Below are 23,278 nucleotides of genomic sequence, written 5' to 3'. Positions count from 1 at the left end.
CGCAGACGCTGCGGCGCGCGCGCTCAGTGGCGCTGGATGTCCTTCGGCCGGTAGGTGCCTTCGGAGGTCTTGTCGAACAGCTCGGCGATCTGCGGGTGGCGCACCGGCTCGCCGGACTCGTCGGCCAGCAGGTTCTGCTCCGAGACGTAGGCGATGTACTCCGTCTCCTCGTTCTCGGCGAGCAGGTGATAGAAGGGCTGGTCCTTGCGCGGGCGCACCTCGGCGGGGATCGCCTGATACCATTCCTCGGTGTTGGCGAACTCCGGGTCGACGTCGAAGATGACGCCGCGGAACGGGAACAGCCTGTGCCGCACCACCTCGCCGATCCTGAACTTCGCTGTCTTCACGTCACGCATACCCACTGTCCCGACCGCCTATTTGGCGCACACAAGCCGGCAATTCAATGGCGGCGTGCGGCTTGACGGCCCGGCCGCCGCGGGCTAGCGGCAAACCGCGCGACGCTGCCGAAGGCCGCCATGGGGGACATCACCGGGCTCGTTCTGCCGTTTTTCGGGCTGATCTTCATCGGCTACGCGGTGGCGCGCATCACGCGCCAGCCGCTTTCGGCGCTCGGCTGGATGAACACCTTCATCATCTATGTCGCGCTGCCGGCGCTGTTCTTCCAGCTCCTCGCCAAGACGCCGATCGAGAAGCTGACCGAATGGGGCTACATCTTCGGCTCGGTGTTCGCCACCTACATCGTGTTCGCGCTGATGTTCGTCGTCTCGGCGCTGCGCAGCGGCGGCGAGATCGCCGAAAGCACGGTGAAGGGCCTGGCCGCGGCCTACGGCAACATCGGCTACATGGGGCCGGGCCTGGCGCTGCTCGCCTTCGGCGAGGAGGCGGCGGTGCCGGTGGCGCTGATCTTCTGCTTCGAGAACATCATGCACTTCGCCATCACGCCGATGATGATGGCGCTGGCCGGCGGCGAGAAGGGCGGCCCGCTGGCGCTGGCGGCCGGCGTCGTGCGCAAGATCGTGCTGCACCCCTTCATCATCGCCACCGCGGTCGGCGTGGCGGCCGCGGCGTTCTCCTTCCGGCCGCCGCTGCCGGTCGAGCGGCTGCTCGTCTACCTGTCGAGCGCGGCCGCGCCGTGCGCGCTGTTCGCCATGGGGGTGACGCTGGCGCTGCGGCCGCTGCAGCGCGTGCCGAGCGAGATCGCCGTCATCTCGGCGCTCAAGCTCGTGGTGCACCCGGCGCTGTGCTACGTGATGCTCAGCCTAGTCGGCAATTTCGACCCCGTGTGGGTCTATTCCGCGGTGCTTCTGGCCGGCCTGCCGACGGCGACCAACGTGTTCGTCATCGGCCAGCAATACGGCGTGTGGGTGCAGCGCGCCTCGGCCAGCATCCTGGTGACCACCGTGCTGTCGGTCGGCACCGTGACCGGCCTGCTCTACCTGATCACCAGCGGGCTATTGCCGCCCGACCTGTTCCCGTGAGCGCGGCAGCAGGGCGGACAGGCCGCTGCCGGGGCGCATGCCCTCGCGCATGACGAAGCCGCGCAGCGGCGCCACGCGGCCGAGCAGCGACAGCCCGGCGCCGCGCACGAGCTGCGCCGGCAGCAGGTTCGACAGAAGCGACATGTTGAGCAGGTTGACCGCCGTGCTGCGCGCCAGGATGTCGGGCCGGCGCCGCCGGTCGTAGGCGTCGAGCGCGCCGGCCGCGCCGGGGTCGTCGCGGTGGCGCGCGGCGATGCCGACCAGGTCCTCGACGTCGCGGATGCCGAGATTGAGCCCCTGCGCGCCGATCGGCGGGAAGACGTGCGCCGCCTCGCCGACGAGGGCGATGCGGCGCGCGGCGACGCGCTCGGGGGTGACGGCCGACAGCGGGTAGATCTGGCGCGGCCCCTCGACCGTCACCTTGCCGAGGATCGAATCGAGCCGCTGCTCGACGCGCAGCGACAGGGCGTCGTCGTCGAGCAGGCGCAGCGTCTCGGCCATCTCCGGCTCGACGACCCACACCAGGCTGGAGCGCAGGCCGGGCAGCGGCACCTGGGTGCACGGACCGGTCGCGGTGTGGAACTCGGTCGACACGCCGCCGTGCTCGCGCGTGTGGGCGAAGTTGAGCACCAGGGCGGCCTGCGGATAGCTGCGCGTGCGGCACTCGATGCCGGCGGCGCGGCGCGCCGGCGAGGCGCGCCCGTCGGCGGCGACGGCGAGCTGCGCCTCGACCGTGTCGCCGTCGGCCAGCAGCGCCGCGACGTGGCCGGCTTCGGGCCGCCACGCGGCGACCGTGGTGTCGCGCCATTCGATCAGCGGCGCCTCGGCGACGGCCGCGCGCAGCGCCTCGGCCAGCGCCCGGTTGGGGATGTTGAGGCCGAACAGGTCCTCGCCGATCTCGCGGGCGTGGAAGGTGACGGTGGGGCCGCGCAGCAGCCGGCCGGTGGCGTCGACGATGCGCATCGCCTCGAGCGGCGCGGCCGCGCCGCCGAGCCGCGCCACCACGCCGAACGCCTCGAGGACGTCGAGCGCCGGGCGCATCAGCGCCGTGGTGCGGCCGTCGTCGGGCGCGGCACGCGGGCCGACCAGCGTGACCGGCCAGCCGTCGGCGGCGAGCGCCAGGGCGGCGACGAGACCGGCCGGTCCGCTGCCGGCGACGAGGATCGGGGACTGGCTGGTCTGGGACACGGGCAAACGGTCCTTTCTTGCCGGGGCGCGCTTCGGCGGGGCGGGATCGCGCACAGGCCCGCCCCCGCGATATAGGTCAGCCGTGCCGGCGGCTTCAACGTGGCGAAACGCCCGCCGGGGCGGAACGATCCGGTCGTGCGACGGTTTCAGCCTCCACGGCGGCTGCGCCGCGTGCGCCGGGCGCGTCGCGGCCGGCCTTGCGGGCGCGGCGCAGAAGGTTGTGGCGAACCGGCCGCCGCCGCGGACCGCCGGCGGGTTCGCGCTTGTGCGGGCCGCGGCGCTGCGATTAAGGTCGGCCTGATTTCGCGAAGGGTCCGGTTTCGCAAAGGGCCTGTTCTCGCAAGGGGATGACGATGGCCGCGCAGAGCTGGACGCTCGGGGGAGAGCTGGTCTTGTCGGGCAACGGCATGCCGGTCCGCCCCTGCGTCGCCGCCACCGGCCGCCAGCCGCCGGCGGCGACCGGCAAGCGCGATCGGCGCGGGCCATGAGCCGCCGCCGCAAGGTGACGGCGCCGCAGGCCAAGGCGTTCTCCGTCCATCTGCTGACCGCGTCCGGCTCCTTCCTCGCCTTCCTGTCGCTGGTGGCGGCCAGCGAGGAGCGCTGGACGGCGATGTTCTGGTGGCTCGGCCTGGCGCTGTTCGTCGACGGCATCGACGGGCCGATCGCCCGCAAGCTCGAGGTCAAGGACGTCCTGCCGACCTGGTCGGGCGACATGCTCGACAACATCATCGACTACGTGACCTACGTGCTGATCCCCGCCTTCGCGCTCTACCAGCGCGGCTTCATGGGCGAGGGGCTGTCGTTCCTGTCGGCGGCGATCATCGTGGTGACGAGCGCCATCTACTACGCCGACACCGGCATCAAGACGAAGGAGAACTTCTTCAAGGGCTTTCCGGTGGTCTGGAACATGGTGGTCTTCACCCTGTTCGTCACCCAGCCCGGCGAATACGTCTCCTTCGCGGTGGTGCTGATCTCGGCGCTGCTGACCTTCCTGCCGATCAACTTCCTGCATCCGGTGCGCGTGCTGCGGCTGCGCACGGTCAACCTGGCCGTCTTCCTTGCCTGGTGCGGCTTCGCCGCGGTGGCGCTCGTGCAGGCGATGCAGGTCGGGCTGGCGGTCAAGATCGGCATCACCGCGGCGAGCCTCTACCTCTATGTCATCGGCGCCGTGATGCAGGCGTTTCCGCAACTCGGGAAAAGGGGAATCGGACCATGACGAAGGCGATCGTCGTGCACCAGACCGGCGGACCGGAGGTGCTGAGCTGGGAGGCGCGCGATCCCGGCCGGCCGGGGCCCGGCGAGGTGCTGGTCGAGCACCGGGCCGTCGGCCTCAACTTCATCGACGTCTACTTCCGCAGCGGCCTCTACCCGGCCGAGACGCCGTTCGTGCCGGGCAGCGAGGCGGCCGGCGTCGTGGTCGAGACGGGCGAGGGCGTCGACGGCCTGGCGGCCGGCGACCGCGTCGCCTACTGCGTGTCGGGCGGCGCCTATGCCGAGCGGCGGGTGATCGCGGCCGACCGGCTGGTCAGCGTGCCCGACGGCGTCTCCGACGAGCAGGCCGCCGGCATGATGCTCAAGGGCATGACGGCCTGGTACCTGGTGCGCCGCACCTTCCCGGTGAAGCCGGGCCAGACCGTGCTGTGCCACGCGGCGGCCGGCGGCGTCGGGCTGATCGTCGGCCAGTGGGCGAAGCATCTCGGCGCCACGGTGATCGGCACGGCGGGGTCGGAGGAGAAGATCGCGCTCGCCAAGGCGCATGGCTACGACCACGTCATCAACTACCGCGAGGCCGACTTCGTGGCGGCGGTCAAGGAGATCACCGGCGGCCGGCTGTGCGACGTGGTCTATGATTCGGTCGGCAAGGACACCTTCCCCGGCTCGCTCGACTGCCTGCGGCCGCTCGGCATGTTCGTCAGCTTCGGCCAGTCGTCGGGCAACGTGCCGCCATTCGAGCTCGGGCTCCTGGCGCGCAAGGGCTCGCTGTTCGCCACGCGGCCGACGCTGTTCACCTACATCGCCGAGCGCGGCGAACTGGAGACGGCGGCGCGCGAGCTGTTCGAGGTGGTCGAGAACGGCGCGGTCGAGATCGTCGTCAACCAGCGTTACAAGCTGGCCGAGGCCGGCCGGGCGCACGAGGACCTGGAGGGCCGCAGGACCAGCGGGGTGAGCGTGCTCACACCTTGACCGGGCGGCCGACCCGCTGAGATTCTTGAAGCACTTTCAAGGGCGGTCGCGCTTATGCTCGGCGAAGGCGCGCGCCTACCATGAGCGCGGGAACGGCAATGGCGGGCAAACCCGCACCATCGACGGCGGAAAATCCGCCGCAAGCAACGGGGGGCGCTGTGGATACGGCTCTTGAGGCGGGCGACCGGCGGCTTCTCGAGGTGCGCGGGCTGACCAAGGTGTTCGGCAGCCTCAAGGCCTGCGACGCCGTCGACCTGACGATCGAGAAGGGCGAGATCCACGCGCTGCTCGGCGAGAACGGCGCCGGCAAGTCGACGCTGGTCAAGATGCTGTTCGGCACGCTGGAGCCGGCGGCCGGCGAGATCCGCTGGAAGGGCCGGCCGGTCACCATCGGCAGCCCGGCGGAGGCGCGCGCGCTCGGCATCGGCATGGTGTTCCAGCACTTCTCGCTGTTCGACGCGCTGACGGCGGCCGAGAACATCGTCCTGTCGCTCGACGACAACACGCCGATCATGGACGTCGCGCGGCGGGCGCGCGAGCTGTCCAAGGCCTACGGCCTGCCGCTCGACCCCTTCGCCCATGTCGGCGACCTGTCGGTCGGCGAGCGCCAGCGCATCGAGATCATCCGCTGCCTGCTGCAGGAGCCCGAGCTCATCATCCTCGACGAGCCGACCTCGGTGCTGACGCCGCAGGAGGCGGACAAGCTGTTCGAGACGCTGGAGCGGCTGCGCGCGGAGGGCAAGTCGATCCTCTACATCTCGCACCGGCTGGAGGAGGTGAAGCGGCTGTGCGACCGGGCCACCGTGCTGCGGCACGGCAAGGTGGTGGGGCACTGCGACCCGCGCGAGGAGACCGCCGCCTCGCTGGCGCGCATGATGGTCGGCAACGAGGTGCAGGCGGTGGTGCGCGAGGCGCCGCCGTCCGACATCGCGCGCAAGCCGCTGCTCGAGATCTGCGGCCTCAGCCGCGAGCCGGCCAGCCCGTTCGCCATCCCGCTGCGCGACATCTGGCTGACCGTGCATGCCGGCGAGGTGGTCGGCATCGCCGGGGTGGCCGGCAACGGCCAGGGCGAGTTCTTCGAGGCGGTGTCGGGCGAGGCGCTGCAGACGGGGCCGGGCGTCGTCAGCATCTGCGGCCACGAGGCCGGCCGGCTCGACATCACCGGCCGGCGCCGGCTGGGCGCGGCCTTCGTGCCGGAGGAGCGGCTCGGCCACGGTGCGGTGCCGGTGATGTCGCTGTCGGAGAACCTGCTCCTGTCGCGCTACAGCACCGATGCGGCGCGCCTGCTCGGCGCCGGCGGGGTGATCCGCGCCGGCGCGGTGGCCAGGGCGGCGCGGCGCATCGCCGAGCACATGGACGTGCGCAAGAGCGGCGAGGACCCGGAGGCGGCGGCGCTTTCGGGCGGCAACCTGCAGAAGTTCCTGATCGGCCGCGAGCTCGACCGCGATCCCGCGGTGATGGTCGTCAACCAGCCGACCTGGGGCGTCGACGCGGGGGCGGCCGCGCGCATCCGCCAGGCGCTGATCGACCTGGCGCGGCAGGGCTCGGCGGTGCTCGTCATCAGCCAGGACCTCGACGAGCTGTTCGAGGTGTCGGACGCCATCAGCGTCATGCATGGCGGCCATTTGTCGGCGCCGATGCCGATCGGCGAGGCGACGTTCGAGAAGATCGGCCTGCTGATGGGCGGGGCGGACGCCGGCGCGCCGCCGGGCGAGCGCGTGGCGGAGGGCGTCTGAGATGCGCATCGAGCTGGTCAAGCGGCCGCAGCACTCGGCGCTGTTCAGTGCCGTCTCGCCGTTCATCGCGCTCGGCCTGACGGTGATCGCCGGCGCCATCATGTTCTCGCTGCTCGGCAAGAACCCGGTGGACGCGCTCTACTACTACTTCATCGACCCGCTGCGCGAGACCTGGTCGCTGCACGAGCTCGCCGTCAAGGCGGCGCCGCTGATCCTGATCGGCGTCGGCCTGTCGGTCTGCTACCTGTCGAACAACTGGAACATCGGCGCCGAGGGCCAGTTCATCATCGGCGCGGTGGCCGGCTCGATCCTGCCGATCGTCTTTCCCGACTTCCAGTTCTGGTTCGTGCTGCCGCTGATGCTCGTCATGGGGATCGCCGGCGGCGCGGCCTACGGCGCGATACCGGCGCTGCTCAAGGTGCGCTTCAACACCAACGAGATCCTGTCGAGCCTGATGCTGGTCTACGTCGCGCAGCTCTTCCTCGACTGGCTGGTGCGCGGGCCGTGGCGCAACCCGGAAGGCTACAACTTCCCCGAGACGCGCAACTTCCACGACTACGCCGTGCTGCCGGAGATCTGGTCGGCGTCGGGGCGCGCCCACTGGGGCTTCGTCTTCGCGCTGGTGGTGGCGGTGGCGGTCTGGTTCGTCATGGCGCGCACGCTCAAGGGCTTCGAGGTCAAGGTGATCGGCCAGAGCCCGCGGGCCGGCCGCTTCGCCGGCTTCTCGCACGGCCGCATGGTGTTCTTCGCCTTCATGCTGGCCGGCGGGCTGGCCGGCCTGGCCGGCATCTCGGAGGTGTCGGGGGCGATCGGCCAGCTGCGCCCGTCGATCTCGCCGGGCTACGGCTTCACCGCCATCATCGTCGCCTTTCTCGGCCGGCTGAACCCGCTCGGCATCGTCGCGGCCGGCCTCGTGCTGGCGCTGTCCTATCTCGGCGGCGAGGCGGCGCAGATCTCGATCGGCGTGTCGGACAAGGTGGCGCGCGCCTTCCAGGGCATGCTGCTGTTCTTCGTGCTCGCCTCCGACACGCTGATCCACTACCGCATCCGCATCACGAGCGGCCGCGCCAGGGCGGCCGGCGGCCGCGCGCAGGCCGCGCCCGCGGGGGAGGTGCCGCATGGGCATGCTTGAGGCGATCCTGCTGACGGTGGCGACGGCGGCGACGCCGCTGCTCTTGGCGGCGATCGGCGAACTGGTGTCGGAGCGCTCCGGCGTGCTCAATCTCGGCGTCGAGGGCATGATGATCATGGGCGCGGTGACCGGCTTCGGCGTGGCGCTGACGACCGGCTCGCCGTGGCTCGGCGTGTTCGCGGCGATCGCGGTGGGGGCGCTGTTCTCGCTGCTGTTCGCCTTCCTGACGCTGACGCTGGTGACCAACCAGGTGGCGACCGGCCTGGCGCTCACCCTGCTCGGGCTCGGCCTGTCGGGCATGCTGGGCGAGGGCTTCGTCGGCCGGCCCGGCGTCAAGCTGACGGCGATCGACATCCCGGTGCTGTCCGACCTGCCGCTGGTCGGCAAGCTGGTGTTCGGCCAGGACCCGCTGTTCTACGTGTCGATCGCGCTGACGGCGGCGGTCGCCTACTTCCTGTTCTACACGCGCGCCGGGCTGACGCTGCGCTCGGTCGGCGACAACCACGGCTCGGCGCATGCGCTCGGCATCCGGGTGATCCTGATCCGCTATCTGGCGGTCATGTTCGGCGGCGCCTGTGCGGGGCTGGCCGGCGCCTACCTGTCGCTGGTCTATACGCCGCAATGGGTGGAGAACATGACGGCCGGGCGCGGCTGGATCGCGCTAGCCCTGGTCGTGTTCGCCTCGTGGCGGCCGTGGCGGGTCTTCGCCGGCGCCTATCTGTTCGGCGCGGTGACGATCGGCCAGCTGCACGCCCAGGCGCTCGGCTTCGGCATTCCCTCGCAGCTTCTTTCTTCGCTTCCCTATCTGGCGACCATCGTCGTTCTTGTCCTAATCTCGCGCAACAGACGCCTGACGATGGTGAACACGCCGGCCTCGCTCGGGCGGCCGTTCGTGCCCGATCGCTAGCCGGATCGACGACCCCGGGCGGCCGGCCCGGACACAGGCAACGCAACAGAGGATGCACGCGATGACCAAGACACTGACCACACTGGCCGCGGCGGCCGCGCTGACGGCGCTCGGCGCGTCGGGCGCGGCCGCGCAGGACGCCACCAAGGCCTGCTACATCTATGTCGGCCCGATCGGCGACTTCGGCTGGTCCTACCAGCACCATCAGGGCCTGCTCGAGGTCGAGGAGGCGATGGGCGACGACGTCGAGACCGCCTATCTGGAGAGCGTGCCGGAGGGCGCCGACGCCGAGCGCGCCATCGAGCGCTTCGCGCGGTCGGGCTGCGACATCGTCTTCACCACCTCGTTCGGCTTCATGGACGCCACCAACAAGGTGGCCGGCAAGTTCCCCGACGTGAAGTTCGAGCACGCGACCGGCTACAAGCGCGAGCACCCCAACGTGGCGACCTACAACTCGCGCTTCTACGAGGGGCGCTACGTGCAGGGCGTGATCGCGGCCAAGCTGTCGGAGGCCGGCGTGGCCGGCTACATCGCCTCCTTCCCGATCCCCGAGGTGGTGCGCGGCATCAACTCCTTCATGCTCGGCGCGCAGTCGGTCAATCCCGACTTCAAGGTCAAGGTGGTGTGGGCCAACACCTGGTTCGATCCGGGCAAGGAGGCCGACGCGGCCAAGGCGCTGGTCGACCAGGGCGTCGACATCATCACCCAGCACACCGATTCGACCGCGCCGATGCAGGTGGCGGCCGAGCGCGGCATCAAGGCCTTCGGCCAGGCCTCCGACATGATCGAGTTCGGCCCCGACACGCAGCTCACCTCGATCGTCGACGACTGGGGCCCGTACTACATCGAGCGGGTCAAGGCGGTGCACGAGGGCACCTGGGAGCAGCACGACGTGTGGGCCGGCATGGCCGAGGGCCATGTGGTGATGGCGCCCTACACCAACATGCCCGACGACGTGAAGCAGATGGCCGAGGAGGTCGAGGCCAAGATCAAGTCGGGCGAGTTCCACCCGTTCACCGGCCCGGTCAACAAGCAGGACGGCTCGGCCTGGCTGGCCGAGGGCGACACGGCGAGCGACGAGGAGCTGCTCGGCATGAACTTCTACGTCGAGGGCGTCGACGACAAGCTGCCGAACTGAGCCTTCCGGCACCGCAGCAACGAGGAAGGGCGCCGCGCAGGCGCCCTTTTTCCTTTCGGGGCGGGGTGCGGCGCCGGCCTTGGACCCGATCTGCCTTCACGGAACCGCCGATCGGCTCCGCGTGATCGTCTTGACGCGGTTGCGGACGGCGCACCGGTTGCCGCGACGCCCGGAACCGCGTCAGCCGGCGCGGCCCGCCCGGGCGGCGCGGCCGGCCAGCCGGCGCAGCAGCGGCAGCAGCACGACGACGACGCCGAGCGCCAGGATCGCCAGCACGATCGGCCGCTCGAGCAGGATCGCCGGGCTGCCGTCGCCGAGGCTGAGCGTCTGGCGCAGGCGGTTTTCCACGATCGGCCCCATGACGATGCCCATCACCAGCGCGACGACCGGCCAGCCGAGCCGCAGCAGAAGATAGCCGGCGAGGCCGGCGGCGAGCGCGACGCCGCAGTCGAACAGCCGCGTGTTGACCGCGTAGATGCCGACCAGCGACACGGTGATGACGCAGACCGCGAGGATCGCCGGCGGCACCCGCACGATCATCGCGAAGGGCCGCAGCAGCAGCGCCAGCATGGCGAAGGCGACGAGGTTGATGAGCAGCATCGACCAGTAGAGGGTGGAGATCAGCGCCGGCTCCTTCACCAGCAGGAGCGGGCCGGGATAGATGCCGTTGAGGGTGAAGACGCCGAGCAGCACGGCGCTCAGCGCCTCGCCGGGAATGCCGAGCGTGAGCAGCGGCACCAGCGCGCCGGCCGGCACCGCGTTGTTGCCGGCCTCGGCGGCCAGGCAGCCTTCCGGGTTGCCCTTGCCGAAGCTCTGCGGCGCCGGCGAGCGGCGCCGCGCCACGTCGTAGGCGATGAAGGAGGCGAGCACCGAGCCGGGCCCCGGCAGCAGGCCGACGAAGGTGCCGATGACGCCGGAGCGCAGCAGCGAGCGCCAGTGCCGCAGCGTGCCGGCAATGCGCGAGAAATCGAGCGTGCTGCGGCCGAGATCGAGCCGCCGCGTCTTCAGGATGCCCTGCTCGAGCAGGAGCAGCGACTGGCCGATGCCGAACAGGCCGAGCACCAGCGCGACGAGATCGAGGCCGTTCTGCATCGGCCAGAAGCCGAAGGTGAAGCGGGCGCTGAGCGTCGGCCCGTCGATGCCGACCGTCGACAGGAAGAAGCCGGCGCCGAGCAGCATGACGCCGCGGGCGAGCCGGTCGCGGAAGGAGACGACGACGAGCAGCACGCCGAACAGCGCCGCGGCCAGGTACTCGGGCGGGCCGAAGCTCGCCGCCACGCGCGACAGCAGCGGCGCCAGCACGACGAGGATGGCGATGCTGACGAGGCCGCCGCCGAGCGAGCCGACGAGGGCGGCCGACAGCGCCGTCTGCGCCTCGCCGCGCTCGGTCAGCGGGAAGCCGTCGAAGGCGGTGACGATGGACGACGGCACGCCCGGCGTGCGCAGCAGGATCGCCGGCACCGCGCCGCCATAATAGCCGCCGCAGAAGACGCCGAGCAGCAGCGACAGCGCCACCGACGGCTCGAGCGAGAAGGTGAAGGGCAGAAGCACCACCATGCCGACCATCGGCCCGAGGCCGGGCAGCACGCCGACGGCGATGCCGACGGCGCTGCCGGCCACCAGGGCAAGGATGTTGGCCAGCGAGAAGGCGGCAGCGAAGCCGTCGACGAGGAAACCCATCTCAGCCGAGCCCGATCGCGTCGAGGAGCCAGGGCTGCGGAAACCAGATGTCGAGGAAGCTGCGGAAGGCAAGGTGCAGCACGGCGGCGAGGCCGGCGGCGATCAGACCGGCCTGCCAGGCCGGCCGGCCGACGACCAGCAGGCCGAGCAGGACCGCGGCGAAGGAGGCGGCCTGCAGGCCGACCGCGCCGATCGCCGGCGGGTAGAGAGCCATCAGCGCGAACAGCATGGCGGCGCGGCGCGGGAAGCCGCGGCCGTCGACGCGGGCCGACAGGCGGCCGGGCGCGCGCAGCGCGCGCCACAGCGCCGGCAGCGCGCCCGCCGCGCACAGGGCGAGCGCGATCAGCGGGAAGATCAGCGGGCCCTTGTAGAAGGGATCGGGGCCCGAGCGGTCGACCAGCCACGGCGCGGCGACGAGCAGCGCCAGCGCCGCCGCGCCAACGGCGAGCGCCAGCATGTCGTGGCCCGGCGCGTCCGGCCGGCCGGTCTCGGGCGTGTCGCGCATCGCCGGCTACTCGATGATGCCGAGGTCCTTCATGATGGCGCCGAACTGCGCGAGCTCGTCGTCCATGCGCCGGCGCGCCTCGGCCGGGCCGGTGGGATGCGGCACCACGCCGACATTGGCGATCACCGCCTGCACGCCGGGGTCCTGCATGGCGTCGAAGAAGGCGGTCGACAGCCGGTCGACGATCGCGGCATCGGTCTGCTTCGGCACGAAGGCGCCGAACCAGATCGAATAGGCCTCGCCGTAACCCTGCTCGGAGACGTTCGGCACGTCGGGATAGGCCGGCAGCCGGCCGGGCACCATGGCGGCGAGGATCTTCATCTGGCCGGCTTCGACGTAGTCGGTCAGGCCGGGCGTCGAATAGGTGATGACGTCGGCGTCGCCCTGCACGACGAGCAGCGGGTTGAGCTCGGAATAGGCGGTCTCCTTCCAGGCGAAGCCGCCGATGTCGGCCACCTTCATGGCGATCAGCGTGGGCACGGCGCCGAGACCCCAGTGGGCGAGGCGCAGCTCGTTGTCGGCGGCGTGCTCAGCCAGCTCGTCGAGGGTCGAATAGGGCGCGTCGGCGCGCGCGGCGAGCGTGAAGGGGCTCGACCAGACGAGGCCGAGCGGCTGCAGGTCCTCGTTCTTGTAGGGCGTCTTGCCGCGCAGCACCTGGGTGATCATCGGGCCGATGGAGATCAGGCCGAGCGTGTAGCCGTCGGGCCGGGCGTTGGCGAGCTCGGCCGCGCCGAGCACGGCGCCGCCGCCGGGCTTGTTGACCACCTTGACCGGCACGCCGAGGTCGTCGGACATGACCGGCGCGATGGCATTGGCGACCAGCGTCGAGGGATCGTTCGGCGCCGGCCACGGAATCATGATCTGGATCGGCTTCTCGGGCCATTCGGCGAGGGCGGCACCGGCGGTCAGGCCGAGCGCGGCGACGGCGGCGAGCGACAGTCTTGCGAGATGTCCGAGCATGTCTTCCTCCCTTTGTTCGGCGGCGCCGGGCCGCCCGTTCGTCACGTGTCGGCCGGCGTCCCGGCACCGCCGGCGCGGTGGGTCATGAAGGGCTGCAGCTTGTCGAGCAGGGCGAACAGCGTCTCGACCTCGTCGGGCTCGAGGGCGGCGACGACGCGCTCGTTGCGCTCCAGCGCGCGGGCCAGCACGCGGCGGTGCAGCGCCGCGCCGTCGGCCGTCGGGCTGAGGCGGATGGTGCGCTGGTCGTCGGGATCGGGCGCGCTCGCCAGCAGGCCGCGCGCGGCGAGCGCCTTGACCAGCCGGCTCAACTGGCCCTTGTCGACGATGAGCGTGCGCGCGACGTCGAGAAAGCGCACCGGACCGAGCGCGGCGACGACGCCGAGCACGCGCCATTCCATGATGCGCAGGCCGAACTCGCGCGCCAGCCAGCGCTGGCCGACCCGGTCGGCGGCCGCCGACAGCAGCGCGATGCGGAACGTCAGCAGATCGCGGATGTCGCCGATGCGCGGATGGCTGGCGCGCGGCTCGGCAAGCGGGGCGGCGCTGGAAGACAAGGGCGCGGGCTCGCGATATCGTTGCAATCGTCAACGATATCGTCTTTAGTTTTGTTGCATTTGTCAACGAGCGATCGGGCAGGCCATGGCGCGGCGGCGCAGGAACATCCTCTTCATCATGTACGACCAGCTGCGCTTCGACTATCTGAGTTGCGCCGGTCACCCGCATCTGCACACGCCGCACATGGACCGCGTGGCGCGGATGGGGGTGCGCTTCACCAACGCCTATGTCCAGTCGCCGGTGTGCGGCGCCTCGCGCATGAGCTTCTACACAGGGCGCTACGTGCACTCGCACGGGGCGAGCTGGAACGGCTTTCCGCTCAAGGTCGGCGAGATGACGCTGGGCGACCATCTGCGCGGCTGCGGCATGGATGCGGTGCTGGTCGGCAAGACGCACATGCGCGTCGACGCCGAGGGCATGGCGCGGCTCGGCCTGGCGCCCGACACGCTGATCGGCGCGCGGGTGGCCGAGTGCGGCTTCGACGTGTGGGAGCGCGACGACGGCCTGTGGGGCCGCGGGCCGGACGGCTTCTACGATGCCGGGCCGCAGCCCTACAACGCCTATCTCAAGGCGAAGGGCTATCCGGGCGACAACCCGTGGCACGACTTCGCCAATGCCGGCCTCGACGCGGACGGCGAGATGGCGTCGGGCTGGTTCATGGCCAATGCGGACAAGCCGGCCAACATCGCCGAGGAGGATTCGGAGACGCCCTACATGACGCGGCGGGCGGAGGCCTTCATCGCCCAGGCCGGGCCGGCTCCGTGGCTGTGCCACCTGTCCTACATCAAGCCGCACTGGCCCTACATCGTGCCGGCGCCCTATCACGCCATGTACGGGCCGGCCGACGTGCTGCCGCCGGTGCGCTCGAACGGCGAGCGGGCGGACCCGCATCCCGTCTACCGCGCCTTCATGGAAAACCCGATCGGCCGCGCCTTCCAGCGGCCCGAGGTGCGGGCCAAGGTGGTGCCGGCCTATATGGGCCTGGTCAAGCAGTGCGACGACCAGCTCGGCCGGCTGCTCGCCTTCCTCGAGGCCGAGGGCCGGCTCGACGACACGATGATCGTCATCACCTCCGACCACGGCGACTATCTCGGCGACCACTGGCTGGGCGAGAAGGACCTGTTCCACGAGCCCTCGGTCAAGGTGCCGCTGATCGTCTACGATCCGTCGCCGGAGGCCGACGCGACGCGCGGCACGACCTGCGACGCGCTGGTCGAGGCGATCGACCTGGCGGCGACCTTCGTCGCCTTCGCCGGCGGCCGGGTGCCCGAGCACGTCATCGAGGGGCGCTCGCTGATGCCCTTCCTGCGCGGCGAGACGCCGCCGGCCTGGCGCGACTTCGTCGTCTCCGAATACGACTACGCGCCGACGCCGATGGCCGAGCGGCTCGGCGTGTCGCCGGCCGAGGCACGGCTGTTCATGGTGCGCGACCGGCGCTGGAAGTACATCCATGCCGAGACGTTCCGGCCGATGCTGTTCGACCTGCTGAACGATCCCGACGAGTTCCGCGACCTCGGCGCCGATCCCGAGCATGCCGGCATCGTCGCCATGATGGGCGAGCGGCTGGCGGCCTGGGCGCGGCGGCCCTCGCAGCGCACCACCCGCTCGCCGGCCGAGATCGTCGCCATGCGCGGCGGCTCGCACGGCAAGGGCATCCTGATCGGCGTCTACGACGCCTCCGAGGTGGCGCCGGAGGCGGCCGCGGCCTATCGCGGCCGGCCCGGACGCTGAGCGGCGCGAGGATTCCGCGCGAGACAACTCATGCGTGCAATGCTACACTTCCCGCGCGATCATGAGCAGGAAGCAAGGGAGGGTTGTCATGCGCGGAATCCGGGTCGGCATCGCGCGGTGGCGCGGAGCATTGGCAACGGCGCTCGCCGGGCTCGTCTTCGGCCTGGCGGCCGGCCTCGCGCAGGCGCAGTCGAGCCTGACCGTGGGGCTTTATCCCTACGTGCCGCGCTACGACCAGTTCGTCACCGCGATCACGCAGGCCTGGGCGCAGGAGGAGCCGAGCGTGACGCTCAACTTCCTGCCGGAAAGCCAGTGGGACGGCGGCTATTCGATGAACCCGCCGGCCGATGCCGACGTGTTCGTGTTCGACGCGATGTATCTGGAGACCTTCCGCACGCAGAACTTCCTCGAGGCGATCGCACCCGGCGAGGTCGAGGATGCGGCCGACATCCTGTCCTATGCGCGCGAGGGGGTGCAGAGCCAGGGCAACTACTACGCCATCCCGCTGCTCGGCTGCTCGAACGTGCTGTTCTACCATCAGGACGACGGGGCGCTGGCCGCGGCTGAGACCTTCGGCGCGGTCGTCCAGGCGCTGCAGCAGTGCACCTATACCAGCCAGGTGCCGCCGGACGTGCGCGGCATCATGGTCGACATGTCGGGCGGCACGACCAACGCCTCGCTCTATCTCGACATCCAGCACGCGCTCGACGGCGTCTACCTGCCCACGCTGCCGCCGAACGAGCAGAGCCTCGATGCGCAGGCGATCGCCGAGCAGAAGACGCTGATGGCGACGGCCAGCTTCTACAACGCCACCGTGCCGACGGCGAACGAGTACGAGCACGGCACCTGGTTCAGCGAGGGCTACGGCCGCGCGGTGGTCGGCTACACCGAATACATGAGCGCGATGAGCGCCGAGACGCGCGCCAGCATCGCCTTCAAGCCGATGCCGTTCGGCGACGGCAGCCAGCCGCCGCTGTTCTATGCCGACGTGATCGGCGTCAACACGACGACCAACCAGCGCGGCACGCGCGATCTCGCCGTCAAGCTGGCCAACCTGATGGCCAGCTCCGACGTGGTGGTGGCCAGCATCGGTGCGGCGCCGGGCAAGCCGGAGCCGCAATATCTGATGGCGACGCGGGCCAGCGCCTTCGACACGCTCGGCCAGCAGTTCCCGATCTACCAGCGCATGTATGCGCTGGTCACCGACAACGACCCGCTGCTGTTCAAGCTGCCGGCCAATGCGCGCAGCTGGTTCGATTCCATGAAGGGGGTGATCCGCGGCGACGTGCGCGCCAACTATCAGTGCGGCTGCGACTTCAAGGCGGCGACCTACATCGCCGACAACACCGCCGCGCAGAGCATCTGCCCGACCACCTGCAGCGGCAATGGCGGCTGGAACGGGCAGTGGACCAACGTGCCGCCGGCCGCGCCGGCGGGCTCGTCGGTGTGCGGCTGCAATGCGTGCCCGGTGCAGGCGATGCCGCATCTGCTGAGCGTCGGCGTCGAGCGCGAGAAGCGCTGAGCGGGCGAAGCGCGGGCAAAGGCCGGCCCGCGGTTCGGCGAACCCGCGGGCCGGCCCGGACCTTCTGTTCGCCGGTCTTGCGGACGGCGCACCGGTCCTTACTTCGCCTGAAGACGCTTCAAAGCGCCACGTCGAAGACGCGCGGGCCGAGCAGCATGAAGGCGGCGAAGGCGACGGCGATGGCCATCACGTTGAGCCAGAAGCCGGCGCGCACCATGTCGCGCAGCGTCATCTCCTCGTAGGAAAAGACGATGGCGTTGGGCGGCGTGGCGACCGGCATCATGAAGGCCATCGAGGCGCCGAGCGCGACCGGCACGGCGAGCACCACGGGATCGAGGCCGAGGCCGACGGCGATCGCTCCGACGATCGGCAGGAAGGTGGCGGTGGAGGCGGTGTTGGAGGTGATCTCGGTGAGATAGACCATCGCCGCGAGCACGACGAGCACGAGCAGCGCCGGGCCGACCTCGAAGCCGGCGACGCGGCCGCCGATCCAGGCGGCAAGCCCGGTCGCGGCGAAGCCTTCGGCGAGCGCCAGGCCGCCGCCGAAAAGGAGCAGCACGCCCCATGGCAGGCCGCGCGCGGCCTCCCAGTCGAGCGCGAAGCCGTCGCCGCGGCGCGACACCGGCACCGCGAACAGCACCAGCGCGGCGGCGATGGCGATCATCGTGTCGTCGAGCGGCAGGCCGCTCCAGGCGGCGAGCGGCGTGCGCAGCACCCACAGCGTGGCGGTGGCGAGGAACACGATGCCGACCAGCCGTTCCGCCCGGCTCATGCGGCCGAGCGCGGCGAGCTGGCCGTGCACCACCGCCTCGGGGCTTTCGACACGGATGGCGTCGGCGGGAAACAGCACCCGCGTCAGCAGCAGCCAGGCCGCCGGCAGCATGACGACGACGATGGGCAGGCCGATCAGCATCCAGCGGAAGAACGAGATCTCGATGCCGTAGGTCGACTGCAGGAAGCTGGCGAGCAGCGCGTTGGGCGGCGTGCCGATCAGCGTGCCGACGCCGCCGATCGAGGCGGCATAGGCGATCGACAGCATCAGCGCTATGCCGAAGCGGCGGCTGGCGGCGGCATCGGCGGTGTTGTCGGCGACGAAGCCGATCACCGACAGGCCGACGGCGAACATCATGATCGCCGTCGCGGTGTTGGAGATCCACATCGACAGGAAGGCGGTGGCCAGCATGAAGCCGAGCACGATGCGGTCGGGCGTGGTGCCGATCCAGGCGACGATGTGCAGCGCGATGCGCCGGTGCAGCCGCACGCGCTGCATGGCGGCGGCAAGCAGGAAGCCGCCGAGGAACAGGAAGATCAGCGGATGGCCGTAGCGCGCCGCGGTGGCGCCGGCGTCCTGGATGCCGAACAGCGGCATCAGCACCAGCGGCAACAGCGCGGTGGCGGGGATCGGCACCGCCTCGCTCAGCCACCACACGACCATCCAGCCGGCCACCGCCACCATGCGCCAGGCCTCGGGCGGCATGGCGGCCGGCGGCGGGACGAGGACGGCGAGGCAGACCAGCGGCCCGGCGGCGAGGCCGGCCAGCCGCAGCCAGTCGAGCCGGTCGCCGGGGGGCGGCGGCGCGTCCGGGCCTTGTCCGTCGGGGGCTTCCGGCGCGCCGGCGTCGCGGTCGCGGGGCGCATCGCTCGTCGTGTCGGCCACTCCGGTCTCCAGGCGGTTCGGCGGCCGGCCGCGCCGGCCGGCTCCTGTCGGCTATAGCGTTTCCAGGCGACGCGGACACCGGTTCGCCGTTCGCAAACGCGTCGAGACGACAACGTTGCGCCGATCCGCGATGCCGTGGATGGCGGATCGGCGCCAGGGCTCTGGTAGCCGCGGCGCGGCAGCCGCGCAAGCGCGGCGCCGCGTCAGCCGGGCGCGCCGGCGAAGCCGCGCAGGAAGGCGACGAAGGCGCGCGCCGCCGGCGAGGGCAGCGTGTCGCGGAACCGGTAGTCGACCGCGATGGCGCCGTAGCCGAGCGTGGGAGCCACCGGCACGAGACGGCCGGCGGCGAGATCGTCGGCCACCGAGCGCGCCACGACCAGCGCCGCGCCCAGCCCCTCGCGTGCCATGGCGATCGCCGCCGCGCCGTTGTCGATGACGATGGTCTCGGCCGCGCGCAGGGTGACCGTGCGGCCGGTCGCCGCCTCGCGTGCCTCGAACCAGGCGTCGGGCCGGCGGGCGATCAGCGGCATGTCGAGGCGCAGGCCGTCGGGCGGCACCGGCTCGAGCGCCGGCCGGCGTGCGGCGACGCACAGGAGCGGCAGCGTCTCGTGCGCGGTCGGCGGCGCGCCGGGCGGCCGGTAGGTGGTGCGCACCGCCACGTCGACCATGCGCCGGCCGAGATCGACGACCGCGTCGGTCGCCTCGACGACGAGCTCGAGTCGCGGATTGCGCGCGCGGAAGGGGTGCAGCCGCTGCGCCAGCCAGTCGGAGGCGAGCTCGACCGGCAGGGTGACGGCAAGCCGCCCGGCGAGCGGCGCGTCGGGCGCGCCGATCGACCGGACGCCCTCGGCCAGGCGCAGCATCTCGTCGGCCGCCGCCCGCACCGCACGGCCCGTCTCGGTCAGCGTGAAGCGTCGCGTGGTGCGCTCGGCGAGCGTCACCGACAGCTCCGCCTCGAGCTCCGACAGCGCCTCCGAGACGACGGGCACCGACAGGCCGAGCCGCGCGGCGGCGCCGCGGATCGAGCCGGCCTCGGCGATGGCGGCGAAATAGACCAGCCGGCGCAGCGTCTGGTGCGAAGGGCTGCGGCTCATTATTTGGCAGTTCCGAGTTCTGTGTTCGACATTTCCATTCTACCGAGAAGTCGGCGGGCGGTCCACAACGCGGACGTCCCACACACACGAGAGGTGTCCCGCCATGCCCGCCATCAAGCCCCGGATCGCCGCCGCCGCGCTCGGCGCCGCGCTCGTCGCGGCCGGTCCCGCCGCCGCCGACGACCGCGCCGTCGTCGAGCGCTTTTATTCCGACCTTCTGACCACGCCCGCCGACGCGACGCCGGAGGCGGTGCGCGCGGTGGTCGCCGAGGACTGGGAATCGACGCCGACGCCGCTCGGCGGCCCCGGCGCGGAGGGGCTCGTCAACACGCTCGCCGCCTTCGGCCAGCTCATCCCCGACCTCGCCTGGCAGCCGCAGGAGATCCTGCGGGACGGCAACCGCTACATCGTGCGCGGCCGGGCGACCGGCACGCCGGTCGGACCGTTCTTCGGCGTCGATCCGGCGACCGGCAAGAGCTTCGACATCATGTCGATCGACATCCACACGGTCGAGGACGGCCGGATCGTCCGGTCCTACCATGTCGAGGAATGGGCGACGGCGATCCAGCAGCTCACCGCCGAATAGGCGGACCGTGCCTGCGGCCCCGGCCGGCGGCGGCGCCGGCCGGTGCCGCGACGAGGCCTGACGCCGGCGGTGCGTGTTGACGCTGCGTCCGCGCGATGGTGAAACGCACCTGGCGGCGCCCGCGGGGAAGGGCGGCAGACGGGGGCGGGGCATTCCACAGCACAGGCACACGACCGGCGCCGCGTTGCCGGCGCCCGACGCGCCGGGCTTCCTGCGGCCGGCCGGCTGGCAGCTCGACTACCTGTTCAGTCTCGGCGCGGCAGGCTGGGCGGTGCATGCCGCCGTCGTCACGCTGACGGCGGCCGTTCAGGACCCGGCGCGGCCCGACGTGCAGCAATGGCTGTGGGCGATGCTCGGGCTGACGGCGGCGATGATCGGCATCTGCCTGACTGGCGCGCGCACGGCGCACAAGCGGCTGGCCGGCCTGCTGCACACCGGCACCACGGCGCTCGTAGCGGTGACCTGGTCACTCGGCGCCGTGAGCTTTGCCCAGGCCTCGCTCGAGCACCTGCTGCTCTACACCCTGGCGCTCGGCGGCACGGCGCTCGGCGCGGTGTCGGCGCAGCACGCGGTGATGCGCTCGTGCATGGTCAGCATCTGGCTGTCGATCCCCGGCCTTGCGACCGGCCACTGGCTGTTCGACGCGGGTCCGCGCGGCACGGCGAACGCTGCCATGGTGCTGCTGTTCGGCTGCGTGCTGTCGATGCTCGCCTACCGCATGAGCCGCTTTCTGCGCGACAACCATGCGCTCGCGCGCTCGCTCGCCGACGAGGTGGTGGCGAGCCAGCGAGAGCGCGCCCGCGCCGACGAGGCGAACCGCGCCAAATCGCGCTTCATCGCCTATGCCAGCCACGACCTGCGCCAGCCGGTGCACGCGATCGGCATGCTGACGGAGCTGCTGCGCGGCCAGAAACTGTCGCGCCGCACGCACGAGACCGTCGGCCAGATCGCGCAGTCCGTGCAGTCGCTCTCGCGCCAGTTCCAGAGCCTGATGGACCTGTCGGCGCTCGAGCTCGGCCGGCTGGAGCCGAAGCCGGTGGTCGTGGCGCTGCGCCCGCTGCTCGACAGCCTGGCGCGGCAGAACGCGCCGGCGGCCGGCAACCGCGGCTGCACGATCGCCGTGCGCGGTGCCGCACTCGATGTGGTCACCGATCCGGCGCTGGTCGAGAACATCGTCCAGAACGTCATCTCAAACGCGATCAAGTATGCGCCGGGCACGCGCATCACGCTCGGCACCAAGCGGCGCGGCCGCACGGCCAGCATCGTCGTCGCCGACCGCGGACCGGGCATGAGCGAGAGCTTCCGCGCTGCGGCGTTCGAGGAGTTCCGCCGCGCCGCCTCGCAGATGCCGGGCCTCGGCCTCGGGTTGCCGCTGGTCGCCCGCTACAGCGCGCTGCTGGGCCTCGAGGCGCGGCTTCATTCGCGGCCGGGCACCGGCACGGTGGTGGAGATCGCCGGCCTCGCGCATGCCAGCGGCCCGGCCGACAGGCCGCCGCAGTCGTCGGCGCGCAACTGGCTGAGCGGGTTGCGCGTGCTTCTCGTCGACGACGACGCGGCGGCGCGCGAGGCGACGGGCCGGCTGCTGGAAAGCTGGGGGTGCGTCGTGATGGGCCTTGCCGCGACGCCGGCGGCGCTGCCCGAGGCCGACATCGTGCTGACCGACTTTGCGGGCGGCCGCGGCGCGCTCGCCGAGCGGTTGATCGCGGCCTGCCGGACGCGCGCGCCGGCCTGTCCCGTCATCGTGGTGACGGGCAGCGACGATCCGGCGGCGCATCGGGCCGTGGCCGGCGGCCGCGGCCTGGTGCTGCAAAAGCCGGTGCGGCCGGCCCAGCTCCGGGCCGCCATCACCTCGCTGACGATGGCCGGCGGGGCGGCCGGCGCTCAGTAGCCCATGTCGCGGCCGATGGCGGCGGCGGCCGCGCGGTTGGCCGCATTCAGGCTCTTCAGCAGCGCCGAGACGTGCAACCGAACGGTGTGCGGTGAGATCCCCAGTTCCCGCGCGATCGCCTTGTTCGACAGGCCGAGCGCGACCAGGCGCAGGATTTCGCGCTGGCGCGGCGTCAGTGCCGCCTCGCCGCCGTCCCGCGGCGTTGCGCCGGCGGCCGGCAGATCACCGGGGCCGATGCGCACGACGACGCCGTCGAGCACGTCGGCGAAGGCGCGGCCGATGCAATGCGGCGGCACAGCCTTCGACACGAAGCCGTCCGCGCCGCTCGCCAGCACGTCGTCGATGGTGGCCGGGTCGTCGGACATCGAGATGACCAGCACCGAGGCGAGCGGACAGCGGTTGCGCAGTGTGCGCATGCCGTCGGGAAAGACGAAGCCGGGAAAGTCGAGGTCGAGCACGAACAGGTCGGGTGCGCGTTCGCCGACCAGCGCCAGCACCTCCTCCATCGTGCCGGCCTGGCGGATGCGGCAGTCGGCCAAGCTGCGCTGGGCGAGCTGGCGCAGGCCGTCGCGGAAGACGGGATGGTCGTCGGCGATCACGATGTGCATGGCGCGTCCACGCGTTTCTTCTACACCGCACGGTGCGGCGATGACAGCGGCCGGCTCAACCGCCGGTGCCGGCGCGGCGCCGCGCCGTCGCGCGCCACAGCATGCGGTAGACGAGCGCGCCGACGACAGCCGGAATGGCGAAGGCAGGCGCCGTCGTCGCCAGGCCGAGCGGCACGAGGAATGGCGCGCCGCCGCCGAGCACCATGGCGACGGCCGACGTCGCGGCGAAGGCGGTGAGCAGGCCGGCCAGCGCGGCCGAACGCCAGCTTCGCGCCCCGTCGACCAGCCACCACGACAGGAAGGCGACGGCCGCGCCACAGCCGCCGAACAGGCCGAGGGTCGGCGGCGAGAGACCGGCCGCGCCATGCCAGCCGCCGGCGGCAAGCCCGCCGACGCCGATTGCCGTCGCGGCGAACAGCGCGAAGCCGGCGGCGGCCGTGAGGCGTGTGTTCATCGGCGGGCCTTGCCTGTCAGCGCGACTGGCAGACCGGGGTGCGGCCCGTCGTGGTGATCTTCCAGGCGCCGGTGCAATGGCGGTCGATCGTCCGCGAGACATAGGCGGAGAAGTAGTAGGTCCGGCCGCACACGGTGACGTCGCCGACACGCTCGGCATTGCGCCGGTCGTAGATGGTGATGTCGGCGCCGTAGCCGTCGCAGCGCAGATAGAAGGTCTCGGCGGCCGAGGGGCCTGTCGCCGCCGTCAGGGCGGTCGCCGCGGCGAGGCCGGTGAGGATGCGTTTCATGGCTGCTCCTTTGTGCGATGACGTG

At 71.6% G+C, this 23,278-nt stretch carries 23 protein-coding genes; 12 read left to right on the top strand and 11 right to left on the bottom strand.

The features are described 5' to 3' along the window. Positions 1-23: 23 nt before the first annotated feature. A complete protein-coding gene (hspQ, locus tag N1F89_RS08925) occupies positions 24-356 on the bottom strand; it encodes a heat shock protein HspQ (RefSeq protein WP_290083493.1) in 333 nt (110 codons plus the stop codon). A 120-nt stretch (positions 357-476) separates the two neighbouring features. Between hspQ and N1F89_RS08920 the strand changes: the two genes are divergently transcribed. Continuing rightward, positions 477-1,439, top strand: a complete 963-nt coding sequence (locus tag N1F89_RS08920) for an AEC family transporter (RefSeq protein WP_290083491.1) — start codon at positions 477-479, stop codon at positions 1,437-1,439. Here the strand turns inward: N1F89_RS08920 and N1F89_RS08915 are convergent. Then, positions 1,413-2,627: a UbiH/UbiF family hydroxylase gene (locus N1F89_RS08915; RefSeq protein ID WP_290083489.1), complete on the bottom strand. Its 1,215-nt coding sequence runs from the start codon at positions 2,625-2,627 to the stop codon at positions 1,413-1,415. The two genes, N1F89_RS08920 and N1F89_RS08915, sit on opposite strands and share 27 nt — an antisense overlap. Before the next feature lie 353 nt (positions 2,628-2,980). Here N1F89_RS08915 and N1F89_RS08910 point away from each other — a divergent pair, with 353 nt between their 5' ends. From N1F89_RS08910 to N1F89_RS08880, 7 genes are all read left to right on the top strand, one after another. Beyond that, the gene (locus tag N1F89_RS08910; protein ID WP_290083487.1) at positions 2,981-3,115 is read left to right on the top strand and encodes a hypothetical protein; all 135 of its coding nucleotides are present in this window, start codon (positions 2,981-2,983) and stop codon (positions 3,113-3,115) included. Next, positions 3,112-3,843 (top strand): phosphatidylcholine synthase, encoded by a 732-nt coding sequence (pcsA, locus tag N1F89_RS08905; protein ID WP_290083486.1) that lies wholly within the window; start codon positions 3,112-3,114, stop codon positions 3,841-3,843. The genes N1F89_RS08910 and pcsA overlap by 4 nt, the downstream gene beginning before the upstream one ends. Beyond that, positions 3,840-4,811, top strand: a complete 972-nt coding sequence (locus N1F89_RS08900; RefSeq protein WP_290083484.1) for a quinone oxidoreductase — start codon at positions 3,840-3,842, stop codon at positions 4,809-4,811. The genes pcsA and N1F89_RS08900 overlap by 4 nt, the downstream gene beginning before the upstream one ends. Positions 4,812-4,969: 158 nt before the next feature. Continuing rightward, complete coding sequence (locus N1F89_RS08895) at positions 4,970-6,547, top strand: ABC transporter ATP-binding protein (RefSeq protein WP_290083482.1); 1,578 nt, start codon at positions 4,970-4,972, stop codon at positions 6,545-6,547. Position 6,548: 1 nt separating this feature from the next. Then, positions 6,549-7,679 carry an ABC transporter permease gene (locus N1F89_RS08890; protein WP_290083481.1) on the top strand — a complete coding sequence of 377 codons (1,131 nt, stop codon included), beginning with the start codon at positions 6,549-6,551 and terminating at the stop codon, positions 7,677-7,679. After that, positions 7,666-8,586 carry an ABC transporter permease gene (locus N1F89_RS08885; RefSeq protein WP_290083479.1) on the top strand — a complete coding sequence of 307 codons (921 nt, stop codon included), beginning with the start codon at positions 7,666-7,668 and terminating at the stop codon, positions 8,584-8,586. The genes N1F89_RS08890 and N1F89_RS08885 overlap by 14 nt, the downstream gene beginning before the upstream one ends. A 61-nt stretch (positions 8,587-8,647) precedes the next feature. Continuing rightward, positions 8,648-9,724: a BMP family ABC transporter substrate-binding protein gene (locus N1F89_RS08880; protein WP_290083478.1), complete on the top strand. Its 1,077-nt coding sequence runs from the start codon at positions 8,648-8,650 to the stop codon at positions 9,722-9,724. Between the two features lie 180 nt (positions 9,725-9,904). Here the strand turns inward: N1F89_RS08880 and N1F89_RS08875 are convergent, their stop codons facing one another. From N1F89_RS08875 to N1F89_RS08860, 4 genes are read right to left on the bottom strand one after another with little or no spacing between them, the layout of a single operon-like run. Continuing rightward, positions 9,905-11,404, bottom strand: a complete 1,500-nt coding sequence (locus N1F89_RS08875) for a tripartite tricarboxylate transporter permease (protein ID WP_290083476.1) — start codon at positions 11,402-11,404, stop codon at positions 9,905-9,907. 1 nt (position 11,405) lies between these two features. After that, entirely contained in the window at positions 11,406-11,909 is a 504-nt protein-coding gene (locus N1F89_RS08870; RefSeq protein WP_290083474.1) for a tripartite tricarboxylate transporter TctB family protein, read from the bottom strand. 6 nt (positions 11,910-11,915) lie between these two features. Continuing rightward, positions 11,916-12,869 carry a tripartite tricarboxylate transporter substrate binding protein gene (locus N1F89_RS08865; protein ID WP_290083472.1) on the bottom strand — a complete coding sequence of 318 codons (954 nt, stop codon included), beginning with the start codon at positions 12,867-12,869 and terminating at the stop codon, positions 11,916-11,918. Positions 12,870-12,910: 41 nt separating this feature from the next. Then, positions 12,911-13,423: a MarR family winged helix-turn-helix transcriptional regulator gene (locus N1F89_RS08860; RefSeq protein ID WP_290083471.1), complete on the bottom strand. Its 513-nt coding sequence runs from the start codon at positions 13,421-13,423 to the stop codon at positions 12,911-12,913. An 85-nt stretch (positions 13,424-13,508) separates the two neighbouring features. On the opposite strand from N1F89_RS08860, the gene N1F89_RS08855 reads away from it, so the two are divergent. Further along, the gene (locus tag N1F89_RS08855; protein ID WP_290083469.1) at positions 13,509-15,155 is read left to right on the top strand and encodes an alkaline phosphatase family protein; all 1,647 of its coding nucleotides are present in this window, start codon (positions 13,509-13,511) and stop codon (positions 15,153-15,155) included. 88 nt (positions 15,156-15,243) lie between these two features. Beyond that, a complete protein-coding gene (bcmE, locus tag N1F89_RS08850; RefSeq protein WP_290083467.1) occupies positions 15,244-16,677 on the top strand; it encodes a thiamine pyridinylase in 1,434 nt (477 codons plus the stop codon). 118 nt (positions 16,678-16,795) lie between these two features. Here the strand turns inward: bcmE and N1F89_RS08845 are convergent, their stop codons facing one another. Both N1F89_RS08845 and N1F89_RS08840 read right to left on the bottom strand, forming a co-directional pair. Then, entirely contained in the window at positions 16,796-18,334 is a 1,539-nt protein-coding gene (locus tag N1F89_RS08845; protein WP_290083465.1) for a DASS family sodium-coupled anion symporter, read from the bottom strand. Positions 18,335-18,537: 203 nt separating this feature from the next. Further along, the gene (locus N1F89_RS08840; RefSeq protein ID WP_290083463.1) at positions 18,538-19,428 is read right to left on the bottom strand and encodes a LysR family transcriptional regulator; all 891 of its coding nucleotides are present in this window, start codon (positions 19,426-19,428) and stop codon (positions 18,538-18,540) included. 103 nt (positions 19,429-19,531) lie between these two features. Between N1F89_RS08840 and N1F89_RS08835 the strand changes: the two genes are divergently transcribed. Continuing rightward, entirely contained in the window at positions 19,532-20,014 is a 483-nt protein-coding gene (locus N1F89_RS08835) for an ester cyclase (RefSeq protein WP_290083462.1), read from the top strand. A 184-nt stretch (positions 20,015-20,198) separates the two neighbouring features. Beyond that, positions 20,199-21,902, top strand: coding sequence for a hybrid sensor histidine kinase/response regulator (locus N1F89_RS08830; protein WP_290083460.1), 1,704 nt, complete (start codon positions 20,199-20,201; stop codon positions 21,900-21,902). Here the strand turns inward: N1F89_RS08830 and N1F89_RS08825 are convergent. The 3 genes from N1F89_RS08825 to N1F89_RS08815 are packed head-to-tail and all read right to left on the bottom strand — an operon-like array spanning position 21,896 to position 23,253. Beyond that, entirely contained in the window at positions 21,896-22,510 is a 615-nt protein-coding gene (locus tag N1F89_RS08825) for a response regulator transcription factor (protein WP_290083458.1), read from the bottom strand. The genes N1F89_RS08830 and N1F89_RS08825 overlap by 7 nt on opposite strands. Before the next feature lie 55 nt (positions 22,511-22,565). Next, positions 22,566-22,964, bottom strand: a complete 399-nt coding sequence (locus N1F89_RS08820) for a hypothetical protein (RefSeq protein WP_290083457.1) — start codon at positions 22,962-22,964, stop codon at positions 22,566-22,568. A gap of 16 nt (positions 22,965-22,980) precedes the next feature. Next, positions 22,981-23,253 carry a hypothetical protein gene (locus N1F89_RS08815; RefSeq protein ID WP_290083455.1) on the bottom strand — a complete coding sequence of 91 codons (273 nt, stop codon included), beginning with the start codon at positions 23,251-23,253 and terminating at the stop codon, positions 22,981-22,983. Positions 23,254-23,278 lie beyond the last annotated feature (25 nt).

Source organism: Aquibium sp. A9E412 (assembly GCF_030398335.1).
Lineage (GTDB): Bacteria > Pseudomonadota > Alphaproteobacteria > Rhizobiales > Rhizobiaceae > A9E412.
This window is presented reverse-complemented; position numbering and strand designations above follow the sequence as displayed.